The organism is Sporosarcina sp. P2 (genome assembly GCF_002743255.1).
Classification (GTDB): Bacteria; Bacillota; Bacilli; order Bacillales_A; family Planococcaceae; genus Sporosarcina.
In genome coordinates, this window is sequence record NZ_PDYY01000002.1 from 294,149 (window position 1) to 311,431 (window position 17,283).

At 37.7% G+C, this 17,283-nt stretch carries 20 protein-coding genes; 5 read left to right on the forward strand and 15 right to left on the reverse strand.

Features of this window, described 5'->3' with window-relative positions; translation table 11 throughout:
- Nucleotides 1–54 precede the first annotated feature (54 nt).
- The 14 genes from CSV67_RS03905 to CSV67_RS03965 form a co-directional block, all read right to left on the reverse strand.
- Complete coding sequence (locus CSV67_RS03905; RefSeq protein ID WP_158232881.1) at nucleotides 55–1,290, reverse strand: conjugal transfer protein; 1,236 nt, start codon at nucleotides 1,288–1,290, stop codon at nucleotides 55–57.
- Between the two features lie 15 nt (nucleotides 1,291–1,305).
- Nucleotides 1,306–1,527, reverse strand: coding sequence for a hypothetical protein (locus tag CSV67_RS03910; RefSeq protein WP_099630314.1), 222 nt, complete (start codon nucleotides 1,525–1,527; stop codon nucleotides 1,306–1,308).
- 65 nt (nucleotides 1,528–1,592) lie between these two features.
- Nucleotides 1,593–2,288, reverse strand: coding sequence for a hypothetical protein (locus CSV67_RS03915; RefSeq protein WP_099630315.1), 696 nt, complete (start codon nucleotides 2,286–2,288; stop codon nucleotides 1,593–1,595).
- A 30-nt stretch (nucleotides 2,289–2,318) separates the two neighbouring features.
- Nucleotides 2,319–2,753: a DUF5348 domain-containing protein gene (locus CSV67_RS03920; RefSeq protein WP_099630316.1), complete on the reverse strand. Its 435-nt coding sequence runs from the start codon at nucleotides 2,751–2,753 to the stop codon at nucleotides 2,319–2,321.
- Between the two features lie 16 nt (nucleotides 2,754–2,769).
- Nucleotides 2,770–3,144, reverse strand: coding sequence for a hypothetical protein (locus tag CSV67_RS03925; protein ID WP_099630317.1), 375 nt, complete (start codon nucleotides 3,142–3,144; stop codon nucleotides 2,770–2,772).
- An 18-nt stretch (nucleotides 3,145–3,162) separates the two neighbouring features.
- Entirely contained in the window at nucleotides 3,163–3,531 is a 369-nt protein-coding gene (locus CSV67_RS03930; protein ID WP_099630318.1) for a hypothetical protein, read from the reverse strand.
- A gap of 1 nt (nucleotide 3,532) precedes the next feature.
- On the reverse strand, nucleotides 3,533–4,594 hold the full coding sequence (locus CSV67_RS03935) for a ParM/StbA family protein (protein ID WP_099630319.1): 1,062 nt from the start codon (nucleotides 4,592–4,594) through the stop codon (nucleotides 3,533–3,535).
- A gap of 19 nt (nucleotides 4,595–4,613) precedes the next feature.
- A complete protein-coding gene (locus CSV67_RS03940) occupies nucleotides 4,614–5,066 on the reverse strand; it encodes a metal-dependent hydrolase (protein ID WP_099630320.1) in 453 nt (150 codons plus the stop codon).
- A gap of 690 nt (nucleotides 5,067–5,756) precedes the next feature.
- Entirely contained in the window at nucleotides 5,757–6,404 is a 648-nt protein-coding gene (locus CSV67_RS03945) for a MarR family transcriptional regulator (RefSeq protein WP_099630321.1), read from the reverse strand.
- A 7-nt stretch (nucleotides 6,405–6,411) separates the two neighbouring features.
- Entirely contained in the window at nucleotides 6,412–8,628 is a 2,217-nt protein-coding gene (gene recD2, locus CSV67_RS03950; RefSeq protein WP_099630322.1) for an SF1B family DNA helicase RecD2, read from the reverse strand.
- Nucleotides 8,625–9,554: a transcription termination/antitermination NusG family protein gene (locus tag CSV67_RS03955; protein ID WP_099630323.1), complete on the reverse strand. Its 930-nt coding sequence runs from the start codon at nucleotides 9,552–9,554 to the stop codon at nucleotides 8,625–8,627. The genes recD2 and CSV67_RS03955 overlap by 4 nt, the downstream gene beginning before the upstream one ends.
- Nucleotides 9,555–9,671: 117 nt before the next feature.
- The gene (locus CSV67_RS16630) at nucleotides 9,672–9,839 is read right to left on the reverse strand and encodes a hypothetical protein (RefSeq protein WP_158232882.1); all 168 of its coding nucleotides are present in this window, start codon (nucleotides 9,837–9,839) and stop codon (nucleotides 9,672–9,674) included.
- A gap of 206 nt (nucleotides 9,840–10,045) precedes the next feature.
- A complete protein-coding gene (locus CSV67_RS03960) occupies nucleotides 10,046–10,354 on the reverse strand; it encodes a DUF771 domain-containing protein (protein WP_099630324.1) in 309 nt (102 codons plus the stop codon).
- Nucleotides 10,355–10,402: 48 nt separating this feature from the next.
- Entirely contained in the window at nucleotides 10,403–10,645 is a 243-nt protein-coding gene (locus CSV67_RS03965; protein WP_099630325.1) for a helix-turn-helix domain-containing protein, read from the reverse strand.
- A gap of 132 nt (nucleotides 10,646–10,777) precedes the next feature.
- Between CSV67_RS03965 and CSV67_RS03970 the strand changes: the two genes are divergently transcribed.
- From CSV67_RS03970 to CSV67_RS03990, 5 genes are all read left to right on the forward strand, one after another.
- The gene (locus CSV67_RS03970; RefSeq protein ID WP_099630326.1) at nucleotides 10,778–11,143 is read left to right on the forward strand and encodes a helix-turn-helix domain-containing protein; all 366 of its coding nucleotides are present in this window, start codon (nucleotides 10,778–10,780) and stop codon (nucleotides 11,141–11,143) included.
- Nucleotides 11,144–11,257: 114 nt separating this feature from the next.
- Nucleotides 11,258–11,761 carry an ImmA/IrrE family metallo-endopeptidase gene (locus tag CSV67_RS03975; protein ID WP_099630327.1) on the forward strand — a complete coding sequence of 168 codons (504 nt, stop codon included), beginning with the start codon at nucleotides 11,258–11,260 and terminating at the stop codon, nucleotides 11,759–11,761.
- Between the two features lie 29 nt (nucleotides 11,762–11,790).
- Nucleotides 11,791–12,051, forward strand: a complete 261-nt coding sequence (locus CSV67_RS03980; protein WP_099630328.1) for an Arm DNA-binding domain-containing protein — start codon at nucleotides 11,791–11,793, stop codon at nucleotides 12,049–12,051.
- Nucleotides 12,052–12,055: 4 nt separating this feature from the next.
- Nucleotides 12,056–12,160, forward strand: a complete 105-nt coding sequence (locus tag CSV67_RS03985; protein WP_099630329.1) for a DUF5131 family protein — start codon at nucleotides 12,056–12,058, stop codon at nucleotides 12,158–12,160.
- Nucleotides 12,161–12,173: 13 nt separating this feature from the next.
- Nucleotides 12,174–14,084 (forward strand): recombinase family protein, encoded by a 1,911-nt coding sequence (locus CSV67_RS03990; RefSeq protein ID WP_099630330.1) that lies wholly within the window; start codon nucleotides 12,174–12,176, stop codon nucleotides 14,082–14,084.
- Between the two features lie 642 nt (nucleotides 14,085–14,726).
- Here the strand turns inward: CSV67_RS03990 and CSV67_RS03995 are convergent.
- The gene (locus CSV67_RS03995; protein WP_143560679.1) at nucleotides 14,727–16,103 is read right to left on the reverse strand and encodes a midas domain-containing protein; all 1,377 of its coding nucleotides are present in this window, start codon (nucleotides 16,101–16,103) and stop codon (nucleotides 14,727–14,729) included.
- Nucleotides 16,104–17,283: the final 1,180 nt, after the last annotated feature.

Consider the following 17,283-nt stretch of genomic DNA (forward strand, 5'->3'; position numbering starts at 1 on the left):
CACCTCCTTTTAAAATAAAAAAATACAGACACAATTGTCTGTACCTACATACCGCTATTCATTTCCCGTACCTTTACCATCAGATTGATTTGTCTCACCTTTGCTGTCTTGTTCCTGATTATCTTTCTTGCCTTCCTTATCCAATTCTTTTTCCTCGTCTACCTTTTTCTTGTCCTTTAATTCATCAATGTATTGTTTATTGTTGATGAATAAGACGGTGTAACGCATTTCTTTTTCAGTCAATACAAGGATGTAAGTAGATGTAAATTCGATTCCTGTTTTTGGTTCGGCCAACACAACCTCCGTTCTTACAATTTTTTCGTTCTCTTTCTTACCTTCAAATATTTCGATGTTCTTTAAGCTAACAAAATCCATTGTTTTATTAAGACCATTTTGATGTTTAGGGTCCTCAATGATATAAGTCAACTTGTCTTTTGCATCGTTTGTGTATGCTTCAAAAAACGTTTCCATGAAAGCACGAACGTTTTGGGTGCTTCCATCTTTAATCGGTTTCAACCCCTCCGTTTCAAATTCAATACTTTTACCGATTTTTTGTTCATCTAGATACGTGAAGCTTGGGAGTTCAAAAACTGCGAAACGATTCGCTTCATCATCATAAAAAATTGGAACAGATATATACTTTACTGTTTCAATTTTTTCAGGAACAACGGGCTCTTTTTCTGTCGCTTTATCATTCTCCTTCTTTTCTTGACCATTAGGGTTTTCGAAACTGATTTTAACTTGAAAAATGATTCGTGCTCGATTGTCCCCCAAATCTTCAACTTCTTTTAAAAGTATATTTTCCCATGCAATCGTCGAACTCCACTTTTTATCACCAGTTACAGCTAGATCATTTAACTTTTCGGGCAAATAATAACTTAATTTCTCTTTTCGGTGTTCACGATCTTCGTTACCAAGATTCCATGTGAAATATTCTGCAACAAAACCTTTTGAAAACTCAACCCCCTCAGCTGCTAAAGCTTTATTCACTTGTAGATTATCTGCTTTATCACTAGCATTTGAACTCCCACTGGATGAAAATATATTTACAAAAACAATTAAAAGCATAAACAAAAAAAGCATCCAGAAAGTAATTGCACCGAGTTTTTTTGCTCGATACCCTTTCGGTCTGCTTTTCTTTTCGAGTTTTCGCATATCTTTTTTCCGTTTTTCATTTTCAGATGATTTTTTTAATACATCCATTGATTTTTTTACAATTCCATCTTTTTTGTCGTTGGATTTCCCTAACTTCTTCCGCAAGTTTTGTGGACCTCCTTCTTTTTTGTTCAAACTTAGCACGGTTCATCACATTCTTTTTGAACTTCCTACCATAATAAAGATGGCAACAATCAAGAGCAACGTAGTGATTGTGCCATATTTAACAAGGGATGATTCATAAAGAGTACCGATGTGCATTTTCAGTTCTTCCCACAACGGGACTAGGGTTGGGAACTGTTCTAATAATAGACTTCCGACAACAGCGATTAAGAATATCATTAGGATGATTCCAATAATAGTTTTAAACACGAATTCACCTCCCTTCAAAAAGTTGCACGATGAAAACCAACCCTCCATTAATATGGATAGATAGCTTATCTTCTAAGAGAACTTGATCTATTAAGACTCTTTGCTACTAATGAAGCAAAGAGTATCATACTTATGAAACGACCAAAACGGCTCACTTTCTTTGCTATTCCTTCCCTATTAATAGAACGTTTTTTTCGCCGGGTAGGACCTGGCTGGTTATGTCTAGGATGTTCCTTTTCAAATAGATAGATAGCATCTTCATCTGTTCTTGCTCGCCCTTTTTTCATATACTCAATCATTTTTCCCAACTTCTCTTTTGAATGATACAAAGGAATTAAAGTGGATTTAGTCATCAACGCATCTTCAACCGTCTTTATATTTTTTTGAAGTGCCGCTTTATTTTGTTCAAAGAAAAGTGATGCTTCATTTACTCCTGCTCTGGATTTGTTATATTTCCTAACAATAAAGTTATAGGCGTAAATAAACAGAACGATTATCGCAGTGTAGACTGCTGTATAGAACAGAAAAACCGGTGTGTAGATGAAAATAAAAAGATCAACACCATTACGAATATAATTAACAAGCACCATGAAAATCGGTACCCATATGAAAAGATGTTTTACCGTTTTACGGATTGTTGCTTTACTTACAGTCTTTTCTTCCGTCGGGCTCTTATAAGCTGTTTCCAATTCTTCTAATTCATTTTCTAACATCTCTTTTAGTATCACAGTTCTATAGGTTTCCTCTAAATTCAGTAACACGAAATCACTCCTTTAATAGAAAATTAAACATTATTGTAAAACCCTGTACCGCGCTTTCAATCCTTCTAACTTCGCATCGGGCATGTCAACGCAGTAATAATCCGTCCCACGGTGTTCAATCCTGCTGGGAACATAATAACCCCCATCCTTCATTTCCGGGTCATCTCGCCAAACATCAAGCAATCCGCCACTTGTTAACTCAAAACTGTTTAATTCGTACCGCCCCCGCTCATTTTTACGTAAATAGCCTTCGAGCTGGATTTCCTTACTTAAATCAACAATTGACTTATATGCTTCTTCGAGTCCCAATTTGGCTTTATACAATGTGAAATACCTTTGCACATCTTCCGAATCCAGACTGAAAATATTGATGTTATCCATTAGTTCATCCATTTCCTTTAAAAGCCGTTTTATTGTACTATCTGCTTTACGGTAACTTTTTACGGTATCTTCCACTAATTTCATTTTGAAATGCCCCCTATTATTTATTAGCAATCGTTAATATGAACTCCCTAAATTCAATAACTGAATGAACCCCTAAAGCCTCTCTAATTTTCTTTTTCGTTACGCCTTCTTCGAGCAGTATTAATATTTCCTGAATCGTAATTTCTTGTTTCTTTTCGAGAATCGCTTCTATGTTCGTATCAGTATTCCAAAGCTCGTCACCGATGCTTCGCATTGTTTTGTAATTTGGACAACCTCCACATAAGAATTCAACACGTTTCTTGATGGTGGAGCTATCTCCTGTCATAACGAGACCTCTAAATTCACAGGAGTCACATACTCGAAGCGTTTCGCATACTTTCAAGAATTTTTGCTTTTTGCTTTTACGTAGCTCTTCCTTTGTCCTAACCATTTCAACACCTCCCTTTAATTAATCAAAATTAACACCAAAAGACGATAGCATCGCACTTGCGCTATCGTCAATCGCTTGTTCATTCATTTTATCGTCGTTAGATTTGTATATTTCTTCATTTCTAATTGCAACACCATTTCCTATTTTCTTTAGCAGCTCCTGATGTTTCAACTCCTGGTTTTCTTTTAATGACCTTATTTCAGCTACAATCCCTTGAATATCTTGTTGTGTTTTCTTTCCATCTAACATCGTTCGATAGGCGAATCTTAGCATCTGACGAATTGTTTCACTTCGCTTATTTTCCGGTACTTGTAGAAGTAAGTTATAAATTTCTTTATCCTCTTCTTGCAAACGAAAGCTAAATCGTTTCTCCCAATTAACGTTCATATCAAACCACTGAATTTCGACGCTCTAATTGATCAAATACGGATTTTCCTAATCTTAAATAACCGATTGTATTTGCAAACTGACTTTCAGTAATCTTCAACAATCGATTATCAAAATGTGGCTGGATGAACGGCTCAAATAGTTCACCGCCACCTCCGGCCAAGAATATCGCATCAAATAGATCTGATTCTTCAGCCCACACATTTTTTAATCGGTCAACAATATTAGTGGCAATGGACTTCTTACTCGACTGAATGATTTTACTGAAATCAATTTTATTTCCTTTGTAAGTCAATTGTTCGTCTTTTAATATTCGGGAAATGTAATGTTCACTTAAATCCGCACCACCCGTTTTTGTTTTATAGGCTTGACGTATATCTCTGTACAGATTGTTTACACCGTCATCCACCGTTCCAGATAATTTTGCCTTCGGAACAAATGACCCATTTTTCTGAATTTCTACTACAACAAAATCCGTTGTCCTGAATCCGATATCAACCAATCCAATAAGCGTACCTTGGTTCATTAGATGAAGATAGGTATATTTCCCATCGTGATTAATTAATGCTGAAAAGATAGCTGAAGCACCTTGTGGAAATACTAAGGCACGTTCAATATTTACTTGTTTAGCGCCCTCCACTAGTGGACCCGATTTCCATTCAATATGGGATTGAATCCCTGTAATAGAGGTTTGAAAATCCTTCGCCTGTGCTTGGTAGAAATCTAGCGGAAGTCCCGTTGACAGATTTACAGAACCACCTCTTCCGTCTGTGACAAGCTGAATAGCCGTATTAAGTAGAATGTGTGTGTACATATGATTAAAACGTTCACGTTCAAAGATACGAGATAAAGATCGGGATTCATTTGCTAGCTCCCCCACAAAATAATCTTCATCTTTAATTGCAACATGTATATTTGCTAAGTCATTTGGTGTATCCCCAAGGATATTTGTGATTCCCCTGTCGTATCCTTTCCCGACCAACGAGGGGAAAATCACACGCTTTCCCGATGACGAAATCGCTTTGACGTAGCCATAACCTAAATCCACTGCAACATTTTCCAATTTTTGACCTCCTATAAATTCAAATTACTTTTGTAAGTACAACCCAACCGATAGTTAAGACAAGCAACAGTCTTGTTATTCTGTCTATCCACGTAAAGCTGAATGACGGAATTGCAATCCCGACTGATCTAGCAGACGGATAGAAGAACTTCACTTTTCCGGTTAGCATGTCTCCAGCAATATGTGCAAGTATCCCTGCACTCACTGACAAAGCCACCCACCATTCTGTAAACGGATATATAAAAATCCCTGCTAATAATGAAAATAGCAAGGAGTGTGTAAAACTCCGATGACCAAATATAGAATGTAGTGGTATAGATATGAAGAAGAACAACTTCCCAAACTTAGATTTTGGTTCATCAAGATCCGGTAGCACACCTGCAATTCCTCCAACGACTGCTCCCCGCCAATCACCTCCTGTAACTGTGTATCCAGCAACCATTCCCGATAAAGCGTGTGTGGACCATTCCATTAATCAAAAGTCGATTCTAAATTATCGTTTGTTTCCTTCATTTCTTCATGTCCCAATTTATATCTCCTTCCTTCCAATTAATTATTTTGTTCCTCTAAATAACAACCAAAAATATTTCGATTGCTTTTGACAGGTACAAAAAGTGGTTACGGCTCATTCATTTATTGACTATACTTAATTTAGATCATGGCGTTGAACAGGTTAAAACATGGGCTGAATAATTGAAGAGCTGAAAGAGCAGACATCGCTATCCCTCCCTTTTTTCCAGCCCAGGTTTTAATTCGTTCCGGTTTCTATTTCCAAATCTATTGCAAAAATAATCTGGTTTGCAGTTTTTTATAAAACACAATGAAGTATCATTCGCTTTAAATTTCAACTACTTTTCCATCAAAACTTTCCGCATAAGATACAGGGGAAAATTCTAGTACGGCAGCCGTATATAAGAGAGTGAGATAAGGCGACATATTGAAATCCCCTAAAAATCCTTTCACGACAACGTTTTTATACGTTTTTAACTATAGAGATTTGTCTACACATGTGTCGATATATTTCGACACCCCCTTTTCATACTAACCCCTTCAATACACGTATTTAGGGTGTAGAATTTTTTCGACACCCTCTAAAAGAAGTGTTGAAAACCTATATAAATCAGCAATAATGGCTGTGGTATTTTCTCCACACCTTGCTAATTCATTTCAGTTTTTTGAATTCCAAATAACTTTTTCTGCTATACAACCTCCCGAACTCTTCGCCGTTTTTTATCCATAACTTCCAGGAAAGCAACACCTTTTTTCTTTCCAGTTTGTCAAATTCGATAACTAACTTTGATAATGTAGCATTTATTCTGTTCCGATCTCCAGCATAAATAATTTCGGGATTCATAAATAATGGTCTACGAGTAACGCTTCTTTTATGTTCCTTAATCTCCTGTGAATCCACCAGTTCAAATAATATCCCTTTTACAAGCAAGCTTTGGATTGTTGCACTGATTCCTGTTCGATCACGATTTAGATACTTTGCAATTTCTGATACAGTCATAAATTGTCCGGTTCCTCTATCGGTAATTCCATTTGAATGCAATTGGACCAATGGCATCAAAGAAAAAAGAAAACCTAACTCTGCATTCGTCAGGAATTCTTTCCTGACAAGCACATCTAGGTTTTCTTGAATTACTTGAACAAACAATGCCTTATTTTTATCTTTCAACTTGTAAAGGGCGTAACCTTGCTCATTTGCTTTCTGTTCTTCTATTGCAACAGCAGCTACATCCACTAGATTTTCACCATCTCGAAGTCTAGCGTGCTTTTCTGCCGTTTCTAAAGCGTCACGCATGTCCATTTCTATATCACCCCCCCCCACCGCTTGCATTGTCCCTACTGAATCGGTTGTTATATTCGGTATATGAGGTGATACGATCTGATAAGCCGCTGTTTCTGTCGGTTAGTTTATTATTTCCAATAGCAATCTCCATCGCTTTTTGTGTACCGATTAACACAATCTTTTCTTTTGCCCTAGTTATGCCCGTGTACATTAAATTACGAGCCAACATAACATAATGGCTTGTGGTAGCTGGGATGATGACGATAGGTGCTTCACCACCTTGTGACTTGTGAATAGTGATGGCATAACCTAATTCTAATTCTTTGGTTTCACTTTTTTCGTATGATACTTTTATTCCCATAAAATCACATGTCATTTTTTCAACGGTTTCATTATCTTCATTTACTTCTTTTGAAATTTTAGTAATTACACCAATATCACCGTTAAAAACACCTTTAGATTGATTATTTTTAATCTGAATGACTTTATCACCGAGTCGGAATAGCTTTTTGCCTATCCTCCACTCATTTTTGGTCAAATTTGCAGGGTTTAAAGTATCTCTTAACTGGTCATTCAATGTAATCGTTCCAACAGGTCCTTTTTTCATCGGACTTAATATCAAAATATCCGATAAGGAATAACCTAATTCTTGAAAACGTAAAGCACTTCTAACAATATAGTCTGTGATTCGTTTTGGATCTTCTTGATTAATAAAATAAAAATCACCTTTATCGCTATCGATAAGAAGTGATTTACCTTGATTAACTCTATGGGCATTACTTATGATTTGGCTTTCTTGTGCTTGTCTAAATACTTCCGTAAGAGCCACAGTTGGTAATCCTGATTGAATCATGTCACTTAGAACGTTCCCTGGACTAACCGATGGTAATTGATCCGTGTCACCCACAAAAAGAATTTTCGTATCCTTTTCAAGTGCATCCATCAGTAAACTAGCTAACTGAACATCTACCATCGACATTTCATCAACGACTAACAAATCGCAAGGAAGTTTATCTTGCCAATTGTAGGTAGGAATTTCTCCTTGTTGGTACCCAATCAGCCTATGGATTGTAGATGCGTCATGTCCAGCCACCTCTGATAATTGCCTACTTGCCTTGCCAGTTGGGGCAGCTAAACAAATAATGTTTTCTGGATGCATTGCTTTGTACATATCGAGCATGGCACGTATAACGGTTGTTTTTCCTGTTCCGGGACCACCGGTGAGTATTAACATCTGTTCTTCAAATAACTGCCTAATCGCATCACGTTGCTTCTCAGCTAGGATGATTCCCTGCTTCTTTTGATATTTGGTTATCTGTTTATCTAACGAAGGCAATGCTACGCCTTCCCGAGAACCCCTCATTTCTGAAAGTTTCCGAGCTAACCTGTCTTCATATGTGAATAAAAAATTTGGGTAAACGCAATTATCTTCAATAACGATATGTTTCTCTTCTAAACGGTAAATACTTTGTGCTAATTCATCCATCGAGACTTTGTTTTCTTCGAGCGTATTATGATTTAACGCACGGGCAGCTTCTGCAAGTAGCTCTTCTTCCATGACATAGCAGTGGCCGGAACTGAAGCACGTTTCTTTCAAAACATAGTTCACACAAGCATCAATGCGGTATCCTGATAAAGGCGATATGCCCATCTTTTGAGCAATTTCATCAGCCTTTAAGAATCCTATCAGATTTAATTCTGTTAGCTTGTATGGATTTTTTGTAACAATCGCTACTGTATTAGACTCATATTCTTTATACAACCGCATCGCCATACTAGCCGATATTCCGAACACAAGTAATTCCGCAATGATTTTCTGTACCTCAAACGTAGACCTGACGCTTTCTACAATGTTACTAGCCCGTTTCTTCCCAATTCCTTTAATACCTTGTAAGCTTGACTCGCCGTGTTGTGTTATTATCGTCAAAGCATCTTCACCCAACTTTTCAGCAATCACGATTGCTTGCTTTGGCCCGCAACCTTTTACAAGGGATGATGCAAGGAATGCAATAACTTGATCTTTTGTTTGAGGAATTGGCCTTTCCCAAAACTCTATCGCAAGCTGTTTCCCAAACTTCGCGTGATTTTCCCAAGCCCCGCGAACCTTTACTTCTTCACCTTTATTTACCCCGTAAATGCTCCCTTTAATTGTGAGTTCTTCATTATCCGTTTGCAATTTAGCAATTAGAAAATCCTCATTTCTATAAAGAATCCTTACAATTTTTCCGATGAATTCATTCATTCCATACTCACCATATTGTCATGTCTACAAAATATGGATCTAAAACGTTTAAGAAATTCAAAAGAGCTTTGGGCTGGGAAAAAGCTTTGTACCTCAATATCGTTGTATAGATTCAAAAATATATCTTTAGGCATCACTACTGTCTGACGTTTACGACGAATAAACGCTTTACATCGTTCTACGTTTCTCATAATTGGGTTGGAGGAAACAATGTCATTTTTCATTTCGTTTACAGATTCAACGACTTTAGTAGCAATAACATCAATTTTTTCGAGTAATACTTTTTCTTCAACAGTACCAACTACTTTATTCGCTTCATGTAGAATTTCATTTCTTATTTCAACAACCTCATCACTTGAAAGAAGTTCTTCAAATTGCATTTCCACTTCTGGTGTAATATCAACTTGTTGGAAGAAAGCATCGACTTCTTCTTGTGGAACATTGTACTTACTTGGAATTCCAGTTACGTTAGGCACGGATTTTACTAAATGCCACAAATTATCTGGGAAGTAATAAAAATCTACATTTAACTCTACTAAAATATACCCGCTAATTACGCTACTTATTTTCTTCGTATTCTTTCGAACTTCCCTCAAGTCTTTGGAGAGTTCACGGATGCTGTCTTTGTACGTTTCAAGCAAGACAAGAGAATTGGCATCATTGTATTCTTTCAGTTTGTCGCAAGCGATACGAAGATTGTTTAAGGCTGCTTGGATTCTTTTTACATACAAGTGTTCAGATATATCGTCTGAATTTAATTCCGATAGATCAACAGCAGTATTGTCCTCACGAATAATTTCAGTGAATGTTTCCATTGCATAGATAGCTTTAACCATTGAATCGCCTACTCTATTCAAAACAGTATTCAACATTTCTTTCACTTCAATTTCCGCTCCGCTACGAACCTGAACTACAAAGTAAGCCATTTCTACCCATCTCCCTTCTATTAATCCACTAATTGAGCGATTCGTCCCTATTGTGCCTGTTCTAGTCTTACTACCGCCGCTGTCAAATGTTGTGCCCTCCCCCTCGTTAAAAAAGATTCACTTTACCATCACAGTTTTTTCATTTTCGGACTTCTTTACTGGTGAAACCATGCATCCAATATTGAGGGGCTTCATCTGTTTAATCGCCGTATTCAGTTCTTCTTCTGTATGGATTCCATATTTAGACAATGCTTTCCAGATCTTTTGAAACTCTTCCTGCTTCATCAGTTTCCCCACCCTTCCCGCCCTTATTGGGTTCTTTGTTTAATATCATTAGTCGCCGTTTTCGTAATACACTTGAAAGCAATTGTTATCAACACAACATTCTCAAACTGTATTTAACCTGTTTACTTGATCCCATACTTCTGTTATGGGCTGCATAGGTCCCCTAAAAACTTTCATATCCGTCATTGATTAAATAACCCTACCGGTCACCTAAAAAATCTGTGGAAGTTCTTATCAAGAAAAACTGCCATCTTTGATGCTTGAAATGACCAGGTCTGACCTTTTCCTTTTGGATAATAATCATAGCCGCCATTCTCGCTATCAAGCTCTTTTCGAAAGAGTATATTTTCTTTTAACCATTCGTGTTTTTTGCCTGTACGATGTTCTAACTTTTTCATGTTCCAATACACGCCACTTAATTCTAGTTTTCTTAATTCTTCAAGTTCCACTTTTCTGATTAATACGGAATCTTGTGGAATTGGGATTGTAAGATTGACTGAAAGTTGTTGCACCATTTTGAATCACCCTCCTGTATCTTCAATTTAGGTTCTCAGTAAAATTTATTACTCTGCGCTCACTTTTGCAAGCACTCTAATTAAAAAAATATCGTGGAAATGAACATTTAATTCATTTGTGATTCTTCTAGCAACTCCAGGGCCTGGGTTTCTAATGCCATTGACTATTTGATTCGCATAAGACTCTGATATCCCTATTGCACGTCCTAAACTTCTTTGACTGTAGCCACTTATTATAATTAATTCTTTAAAACTTTCGATACTTTTTATCTCAATAATCCTTTTACTCATCCGCTCATCCCCCCCTCAACGCTTGCTATTGTAATCAGATTAACATCAGTTGATTCCTTTTGCAAGCACTTTAAAGTTTTATTCTATGCATTGTTAAGAAATTTTGATTATAATAAGATTAGGTGATCACAAATGAAAGCAGAAGAATTCGGAATTTATATAAGAGAATTAAGAAATCAAAGAAACTTAAGCATACGCCAGCTTGAGTTGTATTCTGGTGTCTCCAATTCTTATCTATCACAATTAGAAAATGGGAAGAGAGAAACACCATCTCCTGAAATACTTAAAAAGTTAGCCGGCCCTTTAAAGACCTCACATCTAAATTTAATGATTGCTGCTGGTCACATAGAAAATGAAGATTCAGATGAAGAAGAATTTCAAAAAGTTATTTCAGATCCTGAATTAAAACGGTGGTACTCAGAATTACCTAACTCTGATGAAAAAGACTTACGAAAATTGCGAAAAATGTGGGAAATTATTAAAAACGAGGACAAATGAAACACCTTTTAAAATGTGAGTTAGTAACCCTATCTTTTTTACCGGGATAGGGTATTATTATAGACATCTAACGAACATATATTCCCTATTCGTGGAAAAGGTGGCGAATTAAATTTGAAAAGTTCAAATCTATCCTCTTTGGATGAAAAGGTTTTTTTGATTTATCGTTCCCTAAATATTTTAAAACCGTCCCAGATTTATCATTCGGATCTTATCGAAGACTTTTCTAACCTGTTTAAAATAAAAACCTATTTTTTTGATGAATCAAGTGAAGCAAATAATATGGGAGGAATTTATCGAATATTTTTAAATAAAAACCAGTCCAAACAGAAAATTTGGCAAGACTTTGCTCATGAATTGGCCCATATCTTGGGTCATGAAGGATATCAGTGGTCAATGCATAAGCCATTCCGGGAGTATCAGGAATGGCAAGCAAAACAATTTGCATTCCATTTCTGCATTCCAACCTTCATGTTGAATCATTTAGAATTACCAAGACTTAGATGCGAAGCAGTTGGACTCATTGCAACCCTATTCAATGTTGAACATACTTTTGCAGATGCAAGGTTGGAAAAGTGGTTACTGAATCAGGAAGTTTGTTATTTGGATAGATTATAAAATATTTTAATTAAAGGGATAGTGTAATAATGGCATCATTTCAAAAACGGGGAAAAACGTGGCTGTACACGGTCAGTAATAAGGGCGATCCAATCAGAAAAGGAGGTTTTCGGACAAAAAAAGAAGCACAAGTCGCAGCAGCGGAGGTTGAAACGAATTTACGTATAGGGATTGTAGCTAACTTCAAAGAAGAACCATTTGCTGAGTACTTCGAGAAATGGATAGATTTGTATAAGAAGAATATTAAAGGTCAAACAAAACGTTGGTCGGGAATTAGGACCAAAAGCTAGGCCAATGAAAGATGAATGGGTGCTAAGTATCCGTGATCAATGCAAAACCCAAAACATCGCCTTCTTTTTCAAGCAATGGGGTGGCGTTCAAAAACATAGACATTGTTAAAGGGGAATTTGAAATGACATTGAAAAAAGCAGCGTTATATGTCCGCGTAAGTACCCTGCACCAAATCGACAAAGATTCTTTGCCATTCCAGCGCCAAGAACTCAAAAATTATGCAAAATACGCGCTAGGTATAGAGGACTTTGAAATATTTGAAGATGCTGGTTACTCCGCTAAAAATACGGACAGACCTGAATATCAAAAGATGATGAGGCGTATACGCGCCGGTGAATTTACGCATATGATCGTTCTCAAAATTGACAGGATTTCTCGCAACCTCAAAGACTTTTCGGAGATGTATGAGGAACTGAAAGATTATAAAATAACTTTTGTCTCGAAAAATGAGCAATTTGATACATCGACAGCCATGGGAGAAGCAATGTTAAAAATTATTTTGGTATTCGCGGAACTCGAACGTAAAATAACGGCAGAGCGCGTATTCGCGATTATGTTATCACGCGCCGAAAAAGGGTTGTGGAACGGTGCAACTGTGCCGATCGGCTTTGTTTGGTCAGAGGAAGAAAAGTTTCCGGTGGCTGATCCAGAGGAGGCCAAAGTCGTACAATACGTTTATAACCTATATGAGCAATTACGTTCTACCCTAAAAGTCGCTTATCGATTAAATGAGGAAGGCGTTAAGACGAAACGAGGTGGTCAGTGGACCGCGAAGACTGTACGCGACATCCTTCGCAATCCTTTTTATATCGGCACATACCGCTACAACATGCGCGAAAGTGAGGGCAGCAGACGCTTGAAAGATGAAAAAGAATGGGTCGTAGTTGAAAATAATCACCCCATCACTGTATCAAAAGAGCAATTTAAGCGTGTTAATCAGCTACTATCTGACAACTATAGAGGATTAACTGATGTACAACGTGCAGATATCCATAAACATATCTTTTCTAAAATGCTTTATTGCGGAAAATGCAACGCTTTGCTCACGTCTGGATTAGATTCAGCACGCAAGGACGGGTATCGCCCGTCGCGCTACACTTGTGTGACAGCAGGAAGATCCAAGAGGTGCAGCAACTACGTGAGCGATATCATCATCGGACCATTCGTTTTTAATTATATGTCCAACTTGATTAGATTACAGGAAAGAATAACGCCAAAACATTCGACTCGCGACATGGAACGGGCGTTGTTGCGGGGCAATTCTTTTATCGATGCGGTGGGCATAGACAATGATGCATTAAAAGAAACTTATTTCGCGCTCACCCACGGTATGCCTGGTCACGAATATTCTTTAGCTGCTGATAACGATAATATCGTACCCAACTTGGAGATCGAACGGCTACAGAAGGAAATTGCGAAGTACGGAAAAGCCTTAACCCGTTTAGAGGACCTGTATCTATTTGGCGAGGAAGGGATTAGTCAGAAGGATTACATCTTTAAAAAGCGCGACCTTCAGGAGCGATTAGAAGAAATCGAAGTTGATTTGAATGCACTACAACAAAAAAGCGAAGAAAATATGAGTGATGCGTTCATCGATAATGCCCAACACTTTTTAATTACTAAAGAGATGCAACAAGCACGTCATGTAGACCATCGCGAATTATCAGATGTGGTTGGCCGAGAAGCGCTGTCCGATTTCGTGCATACTGCAATCGACAACATTGTGATTTTAGATAAGCGTGTGCAATCCATTACTTTTAAAAATGGTATCACGCATACTTTTGCTTATAAATCACTTTTAAAAAGTGAATCTGTTGCTTCTACTAGAATGCTGTTTAGAAAATATGAAGATGCGGTATTAACATATTTAAAAGAAAATGGACCTGCATCGCGTGCTATTCTGCAAAAAACAACAAACTTATCGCGTCACGGGATTTACGCTCTACTGTCTGAATTAATGAAGCGTCAGCTTGTCGTGAAAACTGGTCAATCTACACTGACACGCTATCATTACAATGAAAAAACCACTTAAAATGGTGGTTTTAAGTGGTTTTTGCCAAGCGCCTTAACCCACGTTGCCACAGGGTTCGGACGCAATCATATTTAGGTGTACTACCCCACAACCTAGCGTATGAAAAGCTACGGTTTTCGTAAGCTCATTGTTACTCATATTTATTTTTCATCCTTTCATTACAATCAATAAAAAACACGACTTAAACTATAATATCACAATCGTGCATAAGGGGCATAACGCAACCTTACTAGAAAGAAAAAACGGTCTGCAAACTTCAAAAATGTCCTGTTTGTTAGTCGATACGATAAGAAATTGGCGAACGTACGAACACGAGTTTCCTCGAGAGTAAAGTTATAACTTATTAAAAAACTACCTGAGGGTAGTCGTAAAGAATCCAATTATCAGGAATGGGGAAATTGGTTAAATCCGATCCCGGTGTGGTATGAATCATGTGCAAAAACATGATTATCTCTACGTGTGAAAAACGGGACGGTGTACTTGTCCAAGTATGGTAAAATACACAACATTAGATTGTTCTTCTTCTGGTGAGTACTTTAACCGAAATATTTTATAAAGAAGAATGTATCCAAGCAAAATTAGGCTACCTGACACCCATAAAATATGGTGTCAAGTAGCCTAATCATGTGTTTTATAAGTCTTTTATTTTTTTAATGAACTAAATAAAGAATCGTAAGCTATAACTACTTGCTGGTAATAACCGACTAACTTGTCCCAAACCGTTGATTGAATTGCTTCATCATTCTCAGCAGGAACTTCTGGAGCGTCATCGCTATTAGTCATATCTTCAGCTAGTTCCTCGTCCTCAGCTGGAACTTCTTGAGTGACATCGCTAGTTGTCGCATCTTCAGCTACTTCTTCGTCCCCAGCAGAAACTTCTGGTGTGTCATCGCTAGTTGTCGCGTCTTCAGCTACTTCTTCATCCCCAACAGGAACTTCTGGTGTGTCATCGCTAGTTGTCGCGTCTTCAGCTACTTCTTCATCCCCAACAGGAACTTCTGGTGTGTCATTACCCTCGTCTGTTGTTTCATCCTCTACATCTTCATCTACAATGGGAAGTGCCACAAGGTCGTCGCCTTCAGTAGGTGCTTCGATTACAATATCATCTTCAAGAGGCAAGATCCCACCAAGACGATCTTGGATGAGGTAATCATAATATTCAATTAAACTATTATAGTTCTGTATGACAGACCTATATTCATTCGCTAGATTTTCTGTTATAATCGTATCATCAGTAATTTGGTCAGTTGACGGCGTATCCCCAATGATATTCTCGTCAGCTGGCTCTTCTATTTCCTCTAATGAATCTTCTACGATTTCCGTTTCGTCTTCATCGGTTGCATCTTCATCTACTTCTTCTTCGTCAACTGGAAGTTCAGCGTTTTCGTCGATCGCATCCTCATCTGCTTCCTCTTCGTCAACTGGAAGTTCAGCGTTTTCATCTTCATCGATCGCATCTTCATCTACTTCTTCTTCATCAACTGGAAGTTCAGCGTTTTCGTCTTCATCGGTTGCATCTTCATCTACTTCTTCTTCGTCAACTGGAAGTTCAGCGTTTTCATCTTCATCGATCGCATCTTCATCTACTTCTTCTTCGTCAACTGGAAGTTCAGCGTTTTCGTCGATCGCATCCTCATCTGCTTCCTCTTCGTCAATTGGAAGTTCAGCGTTTTCGTCTTCATCGACCGGATCTTCAGTTGGTACTTCACCATCTACAGGAATGTCATCTGATTCATCCTCCTCTAAAGGATCATCCGTTTCGTCTTTTGCTTTTTCTTGCCACTTTTCACTTGCAATGGTGCGCATTATCTTTCCTTTTTCGGGTGAACCCGAAATGCTCGTTGCATAAGATGAAACTTCTTCACCATGATTTTTAAATTGTGTATCCTCACTCTTTTCGTCAGCTGACGCGGCTCCTACTCCGAATAATGCAGCAGTTACCATTGAAGTTGACATTACAAACGGCAACAATTTCTTGTTCGTGTTTTTTTCGTTTTGATTTTTTATTTCCTTAACCAATACCATCAAACTCCCTTCGATTTTTAAAAATTAAAATTTCAATTACTCTAACCGTACATTCACCATGCATTCTATTAAGTTGCTATGTACATCTACCTCCTTGAAGGCAAGACAGGTTCGTCCGAAATGATGCTCTCCGGCGAATCATTTATCAATGTCCCGTCTGCATCTACAACAATAACAAAGTAAAAAAATAAGCGGATAACAATCATGTGACAAATCCCAATGGAAAAACTATCCTTTGTCATAATTGAAAAGTGTTCCCGGAGTCCTAGTTTTTCAAAGGGAAAAGATGAAAACAAGGGACCTTACTAGCAGAAGCGCTAGGGAGTCTCGTTTTATATTTCGTAAAAAAAGTCGACAAAGCCCTCCATTTTTGCCGTGCGTTACTTTTTCAGTATATTTCTAGTGAGATCTTAAGGCCTAGACAACTCTGTTACATTCGAGAATAAATAAAGAAATTTTGTGACAAATCTGAAGTTTCGTGTAATATTGCACTCCAAAAGAAATCTTTCTGTAATAAAAGTAGAAAGCAAAGTAACTTCCGAGGTCAGAGATGTGAGAATATAACTCTTCACTTTTTCACAGCTTATGACTCGCGCTTATTTCCTATTGACTTTAAGGGTATTCTTTCTTCCTAACCAAATTTTGCGTTAAGTAGACTACCTATCATTCTTTAACGTCAAACATATCAGCCAGCTTTACACATGCTTAATCGAAAACAATTTGGCATCATGTTGTGATGAAGCGCTGTTTATAAATCTTCGAACTGGGAAGTGAGGAAACGCGTTAGTCCAGTATTTGTTGATAATGCTCAACATTTTTTAATCACCAAAGAGATGCAGCAAGCTAGCCACGTTGATCATCAAGCCTTATCGGATATAGTCGGCCGCGAGTCATTATCTGATTTTGTTTACACGATAATTGATAATATCATTGTTTTATATAAGCACGCGCAATCCATTACTTTTATAAAATGTATCACGCACACATTTGCGTTTAGGTCTCTTTTTCAAAGTCAATTTGCACTGACACGCTATCAGTACAATCGAGTAGGAGGGAGTGATTAACTCCCGACCTCTCACACCACCGTACGTACCGTTCGGTATACGGCGGTTCAATTAAGATTGATGACGCAAAGTTTCGTAACGTGATAATAGACTTTTGAGCCCTTGGGAAC

Excerpts from the sequence above, each read along its gene's own strand:
- CSV67_RS03920 (WP_099630316.1), bottom strand. The coding sequence starts at position 2,753 with ATGAAATTAGTGGAAGATACCGTAAAAAGTTACCGTAAAGCAGATAGT.
- CSV67_RS03925 (WP_099630317.1), bottom strand. The coding sequence starts at position 3,144 with ATGGTTAGGACAAAGGAAGAGCTACGTAAAAGCAAAAAGCAAAAATTC.
- CSV67_RS03930 (WP_099630318.1), bottom strand. The coding sequence starts at position 3,531 with ATGAACGTTAATTGGGAGAAACGATTTAGCTTTCGTTTGCAAGAAGAG.
- CSV67_RS03940 (WP_099630320.1), bottom strand. The coding sequence starts at position 5,066 with ATGGAATGGTCCACACACGCTTTATCGGGAATGGTTGCTGGATACACA.
- CSV67_RS03945 (WP_099630321.1), bottom strand. The coding sequence starts at position 6,404 with ATGGACATGCGTGACGCTTTAGAAACGGCAGAAAAGCACGCTAGACTT.
- recD2 (WP_099630322.1), bottom strand. The coding sequence starts at position 8,628 with ATGAATGAATTCATCGGAAAAATTGTAAGGATTCTTTATAGAAATGAG.
- CSV67_RS03955 (WP_099630323.1), bottom strand. The coding sequence starts at position 9,554 with ATGGCTTACTTTGTAGTTCAGGTTCGTAGCGGAGCGGAAATTGAAGTG.
- CSV67_RS16630 (WP_158232882.1), bottom strand. The coding sequence starts at position 9,839 with ATGAAGCAGGAAGAGTTTCAAAAGATCTGGAAAGCATTGTCTAAATAT.
- CSV67_RS03960 (WP_099630324.1), bottom strand. The coding sequence starts at position 10,354 with ATGGTGCAACAACTTTCAGTCAATCTTACAATCCCAATTCCACAAGAT.
- CSV67_RS03965 (WP_099630325.1), bottom strand. The coding sequence starts at position 10,645 with ATGAGTAAAAGGATTATTGAGATAAAAAGTATCGAAAGTTTTAAAGAA.
- CSV67_RS03970 (WP_099630326.1), top strand. The coding sequence starts at position 10,778 with ATGAAAGCAGAAGAATTCGGAATTTATATAAGAGAATTAAGAAATCAA.
- CSV67_RS03980 (WP_099630328.1), top strand. The coding sequence starts at position 11,791 with ATGGCATCATTTCAAAAACGGGGAAAAACGTGGCTGTACACGGTCAGT.
- CSV67_RS03985 (WP_099630329.1), top strand. The coding sequence starts at position 12,056 with ATGAAAGATGAATGGGTGCTAAGTATCCGTGATCAATGCAAAACCCAA.
- CSV67_RS03990 (WP_099630330.1), top strand. The coding sequence starts at position 12,174 with ATGACATTGAAAAAAGCAGCGTTATATGTCCGCGTAAGTACCCTGCAC.